13 protein-coding genes are annotated in these 13642 nt (G+C 64.8%); 5 read left to right on the top strand and 8 right to left on the bottom strand.

Annotated features, from left to right (window positions below; translation table 11 throughout):
• Nucleotides 1–145 precede the first annotated feature (145 nt).
• Entirely contained in the window at nucleotides 146–1051 is a 906-nt protein-coding gene (locus RFM40_RS27335) for a tagatose-bisphosphate aldolase (RefSeq protein ID WP_320225645.1), read from the bottom strand.
• A 269-nt stretch (nucleotides 1052–1320) separates the two neighbouring features.
• Here RFM40_RS27335 and RFM40_RS27330 point away from each other — a divergent pair, with 269 nt between their 5' ends.
• The 4 genes from RFM40_RS27330 (at nucleotide 1321) to RFM40_RS27315 (ending at nucleotide 5514) form a co-directional block, all read left to right on the top strand.
• Nucleotides 1321–2226: a sugar-binding transcriptional regulator gene (locus RFM40_RS27330; protein WP_320225646.1), complete on the top strand. Its 906-nt coding sequence runs from the start codon at nucleotides 1321–1323 to the stop codon at nucleotides 2224–2226.
• Between the two features lie 425 nt (nucleotides 2227–2651).
• Entirely contained in the window at nucleotides 2652–3629 is a 978-nt protein-coding gene (locus tag RFM40_RS27325; RefSeq protein WP_320225647.1) for an ABC transporter substrate-binding protein, read from the top strand.
• 75 nt (nucleotides 3630–3704) lie between these two features.
• Complete coding sequence (locus tag RFM40_RS27320; RefSeq protein ID WP_320225648.1) at nucleotides 3705–4766, top strand: ABC transporter permease subunit; 1062 nt, start codon at nucleotides 3705–3707, stop codon at nucleotides 4764–4766.
• Nucleotides 4759–5514, top strand: coding sequence for an ATP-binding cassette domain-containing protein (locus tag RFM40_RS27315; RefSeq protein ID WP_320225649.1), 756 nt, complete (start codon nucleotides 4759–4761; stop codon nucleotides 5512–5514). The genes RFM40_RS27320 and RFM40_RS27315 overlap by 8 nt, the downstream gene beginning before the upstream one ends.
• 177 nt (nucleotides 5515–5691) lie before the next feature.
• Here the strand turns inward: RFM40_RS27315 and RFM40_RS27310 are convergent, their stop codons facing one another.
• From RFM40_RS27310 to RFM40_RS27285, 6 genes are all read right to left on the bottom strand, one after another.
• Nucleotides 5692–6201 (bottom strand): L-2-amino-thiazoline-4-carboxylic acid hydrolase, encoded by a 510-nt coding sequence (locus RFM40_RS27310; protein WP_320225650.1) that lies wholly within the window; start codon nucleotides 6199–6201, stop codon nucleotides 5692–5694.
• Complete coding sequence (locus RFM40_RS27305; RefSeq protein WP_320225651.1) at nucleotides 6198–6977, bottom strand: ABC transporter ATP-binding protein; 780 nt, start codon at nucleotides 6975–6977, stop codon at nucleotides 6198–6200. Before RFM40_RS27305 ends, RFM40_RS27310 begins: the two co-directional genes overlap by 4 nt.
• Nucleotides 6974–7801 carry an ABC transporter ATP-binding protein gene (locus RFM40_RS27300; protein WP_320225652.1) on the bottom strand — a complete coding sequence of 276 codons (828 nt, stop codon included), beginning with the start codon at nucleotides 7799–7801 and terminating at the stop codon, nucleotides 6974–6976. The genes RFM40_RS27305 and RFM40_RS27300 overlap by 4 nt, the downstream gene beginning before the upstream one ends.
• A complete protein-coding gene (locus RFM40_RS27295) occupies nucleotides 7798–8628 on the bottom strand; it encodes an ABC transporter permease (protein WP_320225653.1) in 831 nt (276 codons plus the stop codon). Before RFM40_RS27295 ends, RFM40_RS27300 begins: the two co-directional genes overlap by 4 nt.
• A complete protein-coding gene (locus RFM40_RS27290; RefSeq protein WP_320225654.1) occupies nucleotides 8625–9611 on the bottom strand; it encodes an ABC transporter permease in 987 nt (328 codons plus the stop codon). The genes RFM40_RS27295 and RFM40_RS27290 overlap by 4 nt, the downstream gene beginning before the upstream one ends.
• Nucleotides 9612–9929: 318 nt before the next feature.
• Nucleotides 9930–11540, bottom strand: coding sequence for an ABC transporter substrate-binding protein (locus RFM40_RS27285; protein WP_320225655.1), 1611 nt, complete (start codon nucleotides 11538–11540; stop codon nucleotides 9930–9932).
• Between the two features lie 341 nt (nucleotides 11541–11881).
• Here RFM40_RS27285 and RFM40_RS27280 point away from each other — a divergent pair, with 341 nt between their 5' ends.
• Nucleotides 11882–13072 (top strand): Xaa-Pro peptidase family protein, encoded by a 1191-nt coding sequence (locus RFM40_RS27280; protein ID WP_320225656.1) that lies wholly within the window; start codon nucleotides 11882–11884, stop codon nucleotides 13070–13072.
• 175 nt (nucleotides 13073–13247) lie between these two features.
• Here RFM40_RS27280 and RFM40_RS27275 read toward each other — a convergent pair whose 3' ends face one another.
• Nucleotides 13248–13637: a cupin domain-containing protein gene (locus RFM40_RS27275; protein WP_320278597.1), complete on the bottom strand. Its 390-nt coding sequence runs from the start codon at nucleotides 13635–13637 to the stop codon at nucleotides 13248–13250.
• Between the last annotated feature and the right edge of the window lie 5 nt (nucleotides 13638–13642).

Raw genomic sequence — 13642 nt, 5'->3', positions numbered from 1 at the left:
GTCAGGCCGGCATCACCTGAATCACAATGCCCTAGAGCCGGATGATTTCAGGTCGAACCGACCTGAAATCTGAATCCGGCTCTAAATCAAAGAGATAGAGCATGATGTCGCCCGAAAACCGCTTCACACTTTTCGGCATCATGCTCTAGGCGGCCTTTTGCCGGTAGCGCCCGATCACCGCCTGGATCTCGCGCAGTCGCGGCACGGCGATGGTCTTCAGCCTTTCGCGCTGGATGTCACGGTCGAGCGATATGCAGTCCTTCCACAGCGAACGGCCGGCGATGACGCCGGACGCGCCGTTCTGCATAGCGATCTCGACCTGGCCGAGGAAGGTCGCATGGTTGACGCCGGCCGACAGCACCGCCCACGGCACCTGGCCCGCCATCCTGGTGATGTTGGCGCAGGCTTCGGCCGTGCCGGGATAAGGAAGCTTAAGCACCTTGGCGCCGTACTCCAGCGAAATCCTCGTGCCTTCCTCGACGAGCCAGGGCGTCTTGGCCGCATAATCCTCGGGGCTTTCGCCTTCGAGCTGATAGGTCAGGAACTCGACCACGAGCAGCAGGTCCTCTTTCCCGAAATCGGCGATGCACTGGCGCAGGATAGCGATGTTATGCTCGTTGGCCGCCGGCCTGTCGGCTCTGAGATAGACCATGATCTTGCCACCGGTGCCGCCCAGTTCCCGCACGCGCCGCGCGTCGATGCCGGGAACGAGACGCGACAGACGGTAGCCCTCGGGCGAGACATCGAAGCCGGAGGCGTCGAGACCGATGAGCAGGGCGGTGTCGCGGCTCAGCACGCCCTTGTCGACCACATGCGGCACGGCGCAAAGCGGGTCGAGCAACACGCAGGACGCAGCGCTGGCGAGGTAGCGCGTGATGTCCGCCTTGGTGTCGCCGAGCATGTCGTTGGTGATCTTGGCCTGTTCGGCCGGATCCGACGTCAGCAAGGTGCGCATGCCGCCGCGCTGGTCGCAGGCGATGGCCATCATGGCCCCGTCCGGTCCGCAGATTTGCTGGTAGCCGCGCAACTCCGCGGTGGTCATCTTCGCCATGGTCTTTTCGTCCGATGTTGGGCGCGCCCTCGCCGAGAGCGCGGATCAGGGATGCTCAGTTTCACCCGCCTGCCGGCAGAACGATTTTTGCGCCTTTGATGGTGCCGTCGGCTGCTGAAGAAGCGGCCTCGCCGGGGCAGTGACCTCAAGTTGCGGCTTCGCCGAATTTGCGCGATAACTCCCGTCGGCGCATGTGTGTGTAACACGTTGCTGAAAGGAATTGCAAGCTGCCTGTCTCTCCGGTCCAGGATGCGACCGCATCGCGCACGATGCTGCACACGGTCGCCAAGCTGCATTACGAGGCGGAGATGTCGCAGGTCGATATCGCGCGGCAGCTCGGCGTCTCGACGGCAACGATCTCGCGCCTGCTGCAGCGCGCGCGGGCCGAGGGGATCGTGCGGATCGAGGTTATCGATCTGGTGACGCCGGAGGACATCACCCGACAGCTGATCGACCGGCTGGGGCTTCGTGACGCCGCGGTGATCGAGACGCCGTCGGCCGGCGCGCTGACGGCGCTCGCCGCTCCGCTCGGCGGCCTGCTCAAACAGGCGCAACTGGCGGCCGGCTCCGTGGTGGCCATCGGCTGGGGACGCGCCGTGCGCGAGGTGATCCGGACCGGTCTGCCGCGCATTCCGGGCGTTCTCACCGTCGCCGCCACTGGCGGCATGCAGCAGCACGCTCCGCATTTCCAGATCAACGAGTTCGTGCGGCTTGCGGCTGAGGAGTTCGGCGGCACGCCGCACTTCATCCATGCGCCCTATCTGCCGTCGAGCGAGCTGCGCGAGGTTTTCCTTGGCGATGCCGCCATCCGCGATGCCGTGGCGCTTTGGGACCGTACCGACGTCGCGATCGTCGGCGTCGGCCTGCCGCATGCCATCAACGCGCCGGAGGCGAGTGCCGCGACGCCGAGCGAGCGGGCGCTGGTCCATGCGGCGGGCGATGTGCTTCGGCACTATTTCGATGCCGATGGCGTGCTGATCCCTTGGGAAGGAGAGAGCCGGATGATCGCGATGTCGCCGGCACAGCTTCGCGCCGCGTCGCTGGCGATCGGCGTCGCAGCTTCGCCGGAGAAGGCAACCGCGATCATCGGCGCCGTCCGTGCCGGGCTCATCAATGCCCTGGTGACGGATACGAAGACGGCGCAGGCCGTCCTCGACGCCTTGCCGGCTCGTTAAATCGTTAGCAGTCGGCCAGTGCAGGTCGCCGGCGCGAAATCAGTTGTGTCGCCGCAAGCTCGGAGCAATAGTCCGCCGGGGCCTCTTCGGAGCAGGCAGATGCTGTCCGGTGCGAAAAAGCTGGCGCTGCGATCTCGGAAAAACCGAGTTGCAATTTATTTCTGCAAAGTGTTACAAGTCTGCGCACTCGGTGTGGATGAACTCCGAGCGGCGCAGTTCCTCGGGCCTGGCTGAGGCCGGCAAACGAGACTGCGGCTAATGGCCGGTCGGCTTCGACCGGCTCGCATATCGACCGGAGGGCGCTTGGGAGGAAAGCTGCCCGCGAGAGCAGACAGGCGTTCCCGGCCGTCGGCATCCTGGGCGGATCGATGGCCATTCCAGTCAATTGCAACGGCAAATCTGCCAACCATAAAGAGGAGGAGTTCATGAAGAAGATTGCTGCCGCGCTCGCGGCGCTCGCCGTCAGCGTTGGGGTGCTGATTGCGCCCGCGCAAGCGCAGGACAAGAAATACACCATCGCGCTCATTCCGGGCCTGACCACCGACGGTTTCTACATCACCATGCGCAAAGGCGCCCAGGCGGCGGCCGACGCGCTCGGCGTGAACCTGGTTTTTCAGGGCGCCCCGGAGTTCAATCCGGTGACCCAGGTGCCTGTGCTTGACGCCGTCATCGCCAAGAAGCCGGATGCGATCCTGATCGCGCCGACCGACAAGGTTCAGCTGGTCGAGCCGCTGCGCAAGGCCAATGACGCCGGCATCCCGGTCATCACCGTCGACACCTTCATCGGCACCGGCGCCTACCAGACCGGCGCCGGCGACGCCGATTTCCCGCTGGCCTATATCGCTTCCGACAACGTGCTCGGCGGGGAGATCGCGGCACGGGCTTTGGCCACCGCAATCGGCGACAAGGGCAAGGTCTATGTCTCGAACGTCAAGCCCGGCATCTCGACCACCGACCAGCGGGAAGAGGGCTTCAAAAAGGAAATGGCCAAGCATCCCGGCATCACCGTGCTGGAGACCCAGTTCAACGACGACGACGCCAACAAGGCGGCCTCGCAATTGCAGGCGGTGTTTGCCCGCAATCCCGATCTCGTCGGCGTCTTCGGCGCCAACCTGTTCTCGGCGCTGGGCGCCGCCAACGGCGTCAAGCAGGCCGGGCAGACCGGCACCGTCAAGGTGGTTGCCTTCGATGCTCCGACCAGCATCGTCGACAACATCAACACCGGCCTGGTGGACGTGGCGATCGCCCAGCATCCGGCCGAAATCGGTTATTTCGGCGTCGTCTCGGCCTATGCGCACCTGACCAGCCATTCGATCCCGGTTTCGATCGGCACCGGCTTCACGATCATGGACAAGTCCAACATCGCGGATCCGAACATCTCGAAGTATCTATACTCCGAGTAACCAAACGCGTTTGGTCTCCTCCCGAACTGCCGGGAGGGGACCTGCGCTTGAAGCAAGCCGCGCCGCGGAGCATTCATGACCTCAACAACGCCGGCCCAGCAGGCCGAAAAGCATATCGCCCCCCAGGCCGACCACAGCGAAGCGGCCAAGAGCTGGATCCGACGCATCGCCGAAGGGCGCGCATGGCTGTTCCTCGCCGCCCTGATCGTCTGTTTCGAGGTCTGGTCAAGGGTCGTCTATGGCGCGACCTTCGTGCTCAATCCGTTCAACCTGCAATCGATTGCGATATTCGCCGTGGCGCCGCTGCTGCTCGCGACCGGGCAGACCTTCGTCATCATCTCGGGCGGCATCGACCTCTCGCTCGGCTTCATCATGGGGCTCGCTGCCGTCATTGCCGCGCATGCGACCAACATGGCCGGGGCCGCCATCCCGTTGCCGCTGGCGATGCTGGCCGGAATTCTTGCCGCTGTGATCGTCGCGGGGGTGCCCGGCGTCATCAACGGCCTCTTGATCTCGCGCCTCAGGGTTCCGCCCTTCATCGGCACGCTCGGCATGTTCGGCGTCGCGCGCGGCGCCGCCTACCTGCTTGCCGGGGGCACAACGGTGCCGGTGCAGAATTCCTGGTTCGCGCTGCTCGGCAACGGCAAGTTCTACAGCGTGCCTTACCTTGTCATCATCACCGCGATCTTCGTGATCGTGATGCACTACATTCTGAGCCAGACGCGGTTCGGCCAGCACAATTACGCGATCGGCGCCAATGCGCAGGCGGCACGGCGCGCCGGCATCGACATCAAGGATCACATCTTGCGCCTCTACGTGTTGTCGGCTATGTGCGCCGGCCTCGGCGGCGCGCTCTATGCCGCGCGCTTCACGGCGGGCGCCGCGCAGGCCGGCGAGCCGCTGCTTCTGGACAGCGTCGCCGCGGTGGTGATCGGCGGCGCCAGCCTGTTCGGCGGGTCCGGCACGATCTTAGGCACCGTGGCCGGCGCGCTGGTGATCGCGGTCATCCAGTACGGGCTGGTCTTCGTCAATGTCGAGCCGTTCTGGCAGTTCATCGCCGTCGGCGTCGTCATCATCATTTCCGTCCTTATCGACCAGGCGCAGCGCCGGTTCAGTGGAGCCCGTCAGGATGAATAGCAGCGTGCAGACCGCTCCTCTCCTCGAAGTCCGGAACCTGTCCAAGCATTTCGGCGCCGTGCGCGCGCTCAACGATTTCTCCATGGTCGTGCGGCCGGGCGAAGTCGTGGCGCTTGCCGGCGACAACGGCGCCGGCAAGACGACGCTGATCAAGGCGATATCCGGGGTCTATCAGCCGACCGGCGGCGAAATCCTGCTGAGAGGTCAGCCGGTGAGCTTCGCCACGCCGCAGGAGGCGCGCGAGAAAGGCATCGAGACGATCTACCAGGATCTCGCTCTGGCCGACAATCTGTCGATCGGCGCCAACATCTTTCTTGGCCGCGAGCCGATGCGAAAGGCATTCGGCTTCCTGCCCGTGCTCGACCGCAAGGCGATGGCCAGAGCGGCCAAGGAGACGATGAGCCGGCTCGACTTCCATGTCAGCCGGCTGGAGGCGCCGGTCAGCAATTTCTCCGGCGGCCAGCGGCAGGCCGTCGCCATCGGCCGCGCCGTCTACTGGGACGCGCAGATCCTGATCATGGACGAGCCGACCGCGGCGCTCGGCGTTCCGGAGCAGCGCAAGGTCATTTCGCTGATCCATCAACTCAAGGCGCAAGGGCGCGGCGTGATCTTCATCTCCCACAATCTGCAGGACATCTTCGCCGTCTCCGACCGTATCGTCGTGCTGAGGCGAGGCGTCCAGGCGGGCGAGCGCAAGATCTCCGAGACCAATCACGACGAAGTCGTCAAGCTGATGGTCGGCGGCTAGAGCGTTTCACCGTTTCACGGAAACGGCGAACCGCTCTATCTCTTTGTTTTGACGCAATTCCGGACGGAAAACCGCTCACACTTTTCCTGGAATTGCTCTAGGTCTTTTTGAGCATGATCTTATCCGAAAACCGGTTCCCACTTTTTGCTACGCTGACCTTCGGTTCGGGATCATGCTTTAGCCGGCGTCGCGGTTGGTCAGCGCGATGTGACAGCAGCCGGAGCCGTGGCCCGGCGTCCAGGTGACATTGGCGAAACGCACGCCGGTCGCCTCGAACAGGCCGCGGTCGAACGCGCCGGCGATGCGGCAGAGAGTGGCGAGCTTTTCCTCGCCGACCCCGGCCTCGACCCAGGCGTCCTTGAGCGGGCAGCGCTTCACCTTGAAGGCGATGTGGTCCGGCCCGCGATCGACGTCGGTCGGATACATGCGGCCGCCATCCGGACTGACGGAAAGGAAGGCCTCGCCGATCGCCAGCGCGTCGTTAGGGCCGAAACCGGCAAAGGCCGCTGCTGCGACTTCCCGGCCGCGCTTTTCGATGGTGCGGATCATGATCGCCTCGGCCCTCTCGGCGCCAAGCTCGGCGGTAAGTTCATCCAGGAAGAGGCGATAGAGATCGGCCCGGTTGCGGAAAGCGGAATCGAGTTCGCGCGACAGTTTCTCGGCTCTGGCTGCTTCGGGGTCAGTCATGACGTTGTGGTCCTGCTCAATTTCGGCGTTGCCGTCACCAGCGCCTTGCCGATCGCCGATTGCGGGTTTGCGATCACGGCGCGGGCATCGCCGCTCTCGGCGATCCGGCCGGCCTCGAGGATGACGATGCGATGCGCGACGGCGCGGATGACGCCGAGGTCATGGGAAATGAAAAGATAGGCAATCCGTTCCTGTCTTTGCAGATCGAGCAGCAATTCCAGGATTTGCCCGCGCACCGAGACATCGAGCGCCGACACCGCCTCGTCGAGGACGACCAAGGAAGGTTTCGTGGCGATGGCGCGGGCGATCGCCACCCGCTGGCGCTGACCGCCGGAAATCTCGTGGATGGCGCGCGCGGCAAGGCCGGCATCGAGGCCGACGCGCTCTAGCAGCGCCGCGATACAGCGCGGACGCTCGGCGCGCGAGGCGATGTTGTGGATGCGCAACGGATCGTCCAGCACGCGCGCCACCGTCGCGCGCGGGTTGAAGGCGGCGAGCGAATCCTGGAACACCATCTGGAGCCGGGCGCGGCGGGCGCGTAATGCGGCGCCCGAAAGCGCAAGGAAGTCTGTGCCCTCGAAGTCAATGCGGCCGGAGTCTGGCTCGAGCAGCCGCAGCACCAGCCGCGCGATGGTCGATTTGCCGCTGCCTGACGGACCGGCAAGCGCCAGCGTCTCGGCCGGGCCGATCTCGAACGAGACGTCATCGACCGCGGGAAAAGGCTTGCCGCCGCGGCGATAGCGCTTGGCTAGGCTGGAGACGGCGAGGAGGGTCATGTCAACGCGCCTTGCCGGTCGAGCAACGGCTCGGCGTCGAGGCCGAGATGGGCATCGAGCAGTGCGCGCGTATAGGCTTGGCGCGGTGCGTTGATGATTTTCTCCGTCGCGCCAACTTCGACCAACTCGCCATGGCGCAGCACCGCGATGCGTTCGGCCAGCGTGGCGGCCAGAGCAATGTCGTGGCTGATGAAGATAAGCGTCATACCGTCCTCGGCGACCAGCCGGCGGATCAGGGCGACAATTTCGGCCTGGACGATGGTATCGAGCGCGCTGGTCGCCTCGTCGGCGATCAAAAGCTTGGGCGCGGTGGCGATTGCCGCGGCAATCGCCACGCGCTGTTTCTGGCCGCCGGAAAGCTGGTGCGGATAGGCGCGCAAGGCGGCTTGCGGGTCAGGCAGGCGGACGCGCTCGACGAGGGTTTTGGCGCGCGCCAGGGATTGGGACCAGCCAAGGCCGAGATGGGTGTTCACGACTTCGGCGATCTGCTTGCCGACTGTCATTACGGGGTCGAGGCTGGAGGAGGGATCCTGGAAGACGAAGCCGATGTCGCGGCCGAGGAGGGGGCCTGCACTGGTCTTGAAGGAATGAGACGATTGAAGTTGGCCTGCTGACCATTCGATCGTTCCGCCGATCTTAGCCGACCTCGCCAACAACCCCGCAATCGCCAGCGCCAGCGTGCTTTTCCCCGAGCCGCTTTCGCCGATGATCGCGAGGCGCTCGCCAGCTTCAACCTCAAGGCTCACGCCATTCAGCGCCGCCACCTCCGCGCCGTCGCGGCGATACCGCACCGAAAGATCGCGGATCGAGAGAAGCGCGGTCACGACAGGCTCCTGCGCGCCGCGGCGCTTTCCACCACGCCCTCGCCGGCGAGGTAGACGCCGAGCACGGTCAGCACCAGCGCGATGCCGGGAACGATCGACAGATACGGCGCGGTGCGCAAGACAGCGCGGCCTTCGGCGATCATGCCGCCCCAGGTGACGCGGTTGGGATCGCCGAGACCGAGGAAGGAAAGTGCCGCCTCGGTGAGGATGGCCGCCGCCACTATCACCGAGGACAGCGCCAGCACCGGCGGTAAGGCGTTGGGCAGCACCTCGCGAAAAGCGATCGCGAGCGGATGCATGCCGATGACCCGGGCGCCGGCGACATAGTCGCGCTCGCGGATCGACAGGACTTCCGCGCGGGCAACACGGGCAGGGCCGGTCCAGGCGCCGAGCGCTATTGCCCAGACGACGACGCCGAGCGAGGGGCCGACGATGCTGACGAAGGCCAGAGCAAGCAAAAAACTCGGCACGGTCTGGAAGGCGTCAGTGATGCGCATCAGCATCTCGTCGACGAGGCCTCCCGCGAAACCGGCCAGCGTGCCGACCACCGCGCCGATCAACAGCGCCGCGGCCGCTGCCGCCAGCCCGACCGCCAGCGACGTGCGGGCACCGTGGAACAGCTCGGCCAGCACGTCACGGCCGAGCCGGTCGGTGCCGAGCGGCAGCGACCAGTCCTGGAACGGCGGCAGCAGCGCCGGGCCGGCGATCGCCTGCGGATCGCCCGGGAAAAGCAGCGGCACCGCCAGCGCCATCGCCACCAGCAAGGCAAGGATGACTGCGCCCGCAATCGCCTCCGGCGTGCTGAAGAAGCGGCGCAGCCGGTTCATGCGCCGGCCTCGCTGGCGCCGACGCGCGGATCGAGGAAGGCGTAGGCAAGGTCGACCAGGAGATTGATGGCGACAACGACGACGGCGCTCACCAGGACGATGCCGAGCAGCAGCGGCGTGTCGCGCCCGGCGACGGCTTCCTGCGCCAGCCGGCCGAGGCCGGGGACGGCAAAGACGCTTTCGATGACGACGCTGCCGCCGAGCATCTGCGCCGATTGCAGGCCGAGCATGGTGACCAAGGGCAGCAGCGCGTTGCGGGCGACATGGGCAAGCACGATGCGGCGGCGCGTCAGGCCCCTGGCGCGGGCGGCGAGGACAAAGTCCTGCCGCCAGGCCTCGGCCATGCCGGCGCGCATCATGCGCAGATAGAGCGCGAGGTAGATGAAGCCGAGCGCCGATACCGGCAGCACGAGATGCACGGCAATGTCGGCGGAGCGGGAAAACCCGGTCTTGCCGGAGGCGATGGTCTCGACGCCGCCGATCGGCAGCCAGCGCAAATCGACGGCGAAGACGACGATCAGCACAAGGCCGAGCCAGAAGCCGGGCACGGCATAGAGTGCCAGCGAGCCGATCGACAAGAGGCGATCGCGAAAACTGCCGGGCCTCGCGCCGGCAAAGATGCCGAGCGCCGAGCCGAGGCCGAAGGAAAGGGCGGTGGCGCTGCCCATCAGGATGAGCGTGGTGGGGAGACGTTCGAGAATGACGTCGCGGATCGGCCGCGAGAAGGTGACGGACTGGCCGAGATCGAGGTGCAGCAATGCCCAAAGGTAGTTTGCCAGCCGGGTCAGTTCGGATTGGTCGAGTCCCCAGCGGTGGCGCAGCAATTCGATCATGCCGGCATCGCCGCCGGTCGAGACGATATAGGCGTCGACCGCGTCGCCTGGTGCCGCTTCGAGCAGGAGGAAGCTGCCGATGATGACGATCAGGAGGACGAAGATGCTACCGAAGAGACGGCGGCGCAGGAGGGTGAGGGCGCGTGTCATGCGCGCCTCGAAGGCTTACGCTCACTAAGAGAAATGTCGCGCCTAGGCACCCCCCTCTGTCCTGCCCGTCCTTCGCAGCAGCTGCGCTGCAGCTTCGGAGGGTGGACCGGACATCTCCCCCGCAAGGGGGGAGATTGGCGGCTTCGCTGACGGCACCCGTTCTGCCGGGCGACAGCGTTGGAGATTGGCGAAGGCCAAAATGAAATCTGATCTCCCCCCTTGCGGGGGAGATGTCCGGCAGGACAGAGGGGGGTGGGCGGGAACTCGGCCTTTGCCCAAGTTCCCATTCTCTTGCGAACTTTCATCCGCGCGAGTGTGTCACGATTCCAAATAGGTGTCCGCCCAGTTCGACACCGCCCAGCGCGGGTTGTTGGCGATGTTGCCGACCGTATCGCGGGCGACGGAAATGAAGCTCCATTCGGCGACATTGATCAACGGCAGGTCGGCCGCGACCTTCTTCTGGAATTCTTTGTACAGCTCGGTGCGGGCGGCAGTATGGAGCGTCTCCGAAGCCTTGGCGATCAACGCATCCAGCTCGGCATTCTTGTAGCCGCCCTGGTTGGAGAAGGGCACGCCATCGGGGATGCCGCTCTGCACCAGGATGGTGGTCGAGATCGCCGGGTCGCCGCGGAACACCGGCGGGCCGACGGCGAGATCGAAGGCATGGTCGGTATAGACGGCCTTTATGTGGGCGGCGGAATCGTTGTTGACGATCTCGGCGTCGATGCCGATCGCGGCCAGCGCCTGGCGCAGATAGTCGCCGAATTGCTTCGTCTCGTTGAAGTAGGGCGCCGGCAGCAGTTTCAGCGAAAAGCGCTTGCCGTCGTCGGCGCGCTTGTAGCCGGCTTCGTCCAGCAGATCGTTGGCCTTGGCGACGTCGAACGCGTAGGTCGGGACGCCGGCGGTGTAGAATTGCGGATCGTTCTTCGGCACCGGGCCGGTGGCGGTCGCGGCATAGCCGAGGAAGATCGTCTTGACGACGAAGTCCTTGTCGATGGCATGGGCGATGGCCTGCCGCACCTTGAGATCGGCCAGTTCCTTGCGGCGATGGTTGATCTCGACGACGAGCTGATAGGTCAGCCCCTCATAGCCCTTGGTGATGACCTTCAGGCCCGGCACCTTGGAGATGCGGTCGAGGTCGGCGAGCGGGACAGCGGAGAAGGCGGCAAGCTGGATCTCTTCGGCCTCGAGGGCCGCGGCGGCCGAGGTGCGATCGGGCAGCACCTGGTAGATGATCTCGTCGAGATAGGGCTCGTCCTTGCCCCAATAATCGTCGTTCCGCGCCAGCCGGTAGTACTGGCCGGCCTTGTATTCGGCGAATTTGAACGGGCCGGTGCCGACTGGCGCGTTGTTGGCCGGATTGTCCTCGATCTTGCCGTTCTCATAAACATGCTTCGGCACGACGCTCGACAGCGCCGGCAACGCGTTGCGGATCAGCTGGAACGGCGTGGGCTTGACGAATTTGAACACGGCGGTCAGGTCGTCGGGCGTGTCGACCGCGCTGAGATCCTTGAACACGGTGCGCCCGAGATTTTGCAACGGCTTCCAGATATGCAGCGCCGAGAAGGCGACGTCGGCTGAGGTGAAGGGCTTGCCGTCATGCCATTTGACGCCGTCGCGCAATTTGAAGGTGACCGACAGGCCGTCGGCGGCGCCTTCCCAGGAGAGCGCGAGGCGCGGCTCAAGTCCATCCTTGCCGTCGAAGGAGGCCTCGGCCAGCGTCTCGACGACCTTGCTGGAAATGAAGAAGACGCCATTGGAGGCGACAATCGCCGGGTTGAGGTTGCGCGGTTCGGAGTCGGCGGCGACGATCAATCGCCCGCCTTTCTTCGGCGTCTGCGCCCGGCCGATCGCCGGCAACGCGGTCGATGCCAAGAGCAGCGCCGAACCGGCAAGCAGGCCGCGGCGTGAAATCGTCAATTCGGACATTGCTCAAACTCCCCTCTGCACCCGCGACAGGCGCAGGCAACCTCGAAATGAGCGGGATTATGGCCCTTGGCAAAGGTTTCGCCAGAGACGGTTTTGGCGCAGTATGACTTGGCTTTGAAATTTTCGTCCACTGGACCAGTTTTTCCTGGGCTGTAGGAGCGGCTATCTGGTAGGACCAGATATGTCGATGACCGTTTCGACAGAGGGCGATAAGCCTAAGATTACCCATATGTCGCCAATTCTGGCTGGACCAGAGTGGCCAAAATGGTGCAGATTTGGCCTACGCCAAGATTTAAAGAAGATGGGCCGCTTGAACGGCCGGGGAAATCAGGGAGAGGCAGATGAACATCGCTCCGGACAAGACCGACGTCAGCGGCATCCCGTTCGACCAGGCGCGGGTGGACCGGCTGATGGAAGAGGCCGGCATCGACGTGCTCTTCGCCACCTCCAAGCACAACACGCAATATCTGCTCGGCGGCTACAAGTTCATCTTCTTCGCCGCCATGGATGCCATCGGCCACAGCCGCTATCTACCGATCGTCCTTTACGAGAAGGGCGGGCCGGAGCACGCGGCCTATGTCGGCAACAAGATGGAAGGAGGCGAGCACCAGAACCATCCGTTCTGGACACCGACATTGCATGCCGCCTGCTGGGGCACGCTCGACGCCGCCAACCTTGCGGCGGAGCATTTGCAGAAGATCGGCAAGCAGGCTGCCCGCATCGGCATCGAGCCGGGCTTCCTGCCGTCGGATGCCTATACGCTGATCCGTAAGGCGCTGCCTGACGCGAAGCTGATCGATGCGACCGGCATGCTGGAGCGCATGCGCGCCATCAAGACCGAGGCCGAGCTGGAAAAGCTGCGCATCGCCTCCGAACTGATCACCGATTCCATGCTGGCGACAATTGCCTGGGCGCGCGAGGGCACGACCAAGACCGACATCATCGAGCAGCTCAGGCGCGAGGAGACCAATCGCGGCGCGCATTTCGAATACTGCCTGCTGACGCTGGGCTCCAGCCACAACCGCGCCGCCTCGAGCCAGGCGTGGAAGAAGGGCGAGGTGCTGTCGATCGATTCCGGCGGCAATTATCACGGCTATATCGGCGACCTCTGCCGCATGGGCGTGCTTGGCGAGCCGGATGCCGAGCTGGAGGATCTGCTGGCCGAAGTGGAAGCGGTGCAGCAGGCGGCCTTTTCCAAGGTCAAGGCGGGCACGCTTGGCGGCGATATGATCGCGCATGCCGAAAGCGTGCTGAAGGCTTCGAAAGTTGCGTCCTACACGGATTTCTTCGCCCACGGCATGGGGCTGATCACGCATGAAGCGCCGTTCCTGATGACTAACCATCCGGTCACCTATGAAGGCACCTATGCCGCCAAGCCGCTGGAAAAGAACATGGTGCTCTCGGTCGAGACGACCATGCTCCACCCGACGCGCGGCTTCATCAAGCTTGAAGACACGGTGACCGTGACCGACGCCGGCTATGTGATGTTCGGCGACCGCGGGCGGGGGTGGAACAGGGGCGGGGCGGCTTAACGCCGACGGCGCTCCCCCTCACCCGGATTGCCAAACCGAATTGCAAGGGCAATTCGAGGCAATCCAACCTCTCCCCAAGGGGAGAGGAGCCTATCAGCGCCGGAGCCAGTCTCTTCTCCTCACCGGGGAGAAGGTGGCCGCGAAGCGGCCGGATGAGGGGCTGCGACGCTGAAGATCACGCGCCCGCCGGCAGCAACCTGAAATCTGGTAGCTCCCGCAGCGCCAGCTCCGGTCCGGCCGGCGAATAGACGACGAACAACTGCATCGGCTGATCGCCGGTGTTGAGCGTCGAATGGAAGCGGCTTTCCGGCACGTAGATGGTGCAGCCGGGACCGACCTTAGCCACCACCGGGTTGCCCTTTTCGTCCTCGATCATCTGCTCGCCATTGCCGGAGATGACGAAGATGATTTCCTCCGCGCCCGGATGGTTGTGGCGCGTGTGCCCCTTGCCGGGCGGCAGGTCGACGACGCCGCCGGAAAAGCGCTCCGCGCCGTTCACTTCCGGCGCGACGGTGAGCGCCAGTCTGCCCCAGTCGAAGTTTGCTCCTGTCGGCCATTGTCTCATCCCTT

The organism is Mesorhizobium captivum (genome assembly GCF_033977165.1).
Lineage (GTDB): Bacteria > Pseudomonadota > Alphaproteobacteria > Rhizobiales > Rhizobiaceae > Mesorhizobium > Mesorhizobium captivum.
The sequence above is the reverse complement of the archived record's forward strand: the minus strand, read 5'-3'. Positions and strand labels throughout refer to the sequence as shown.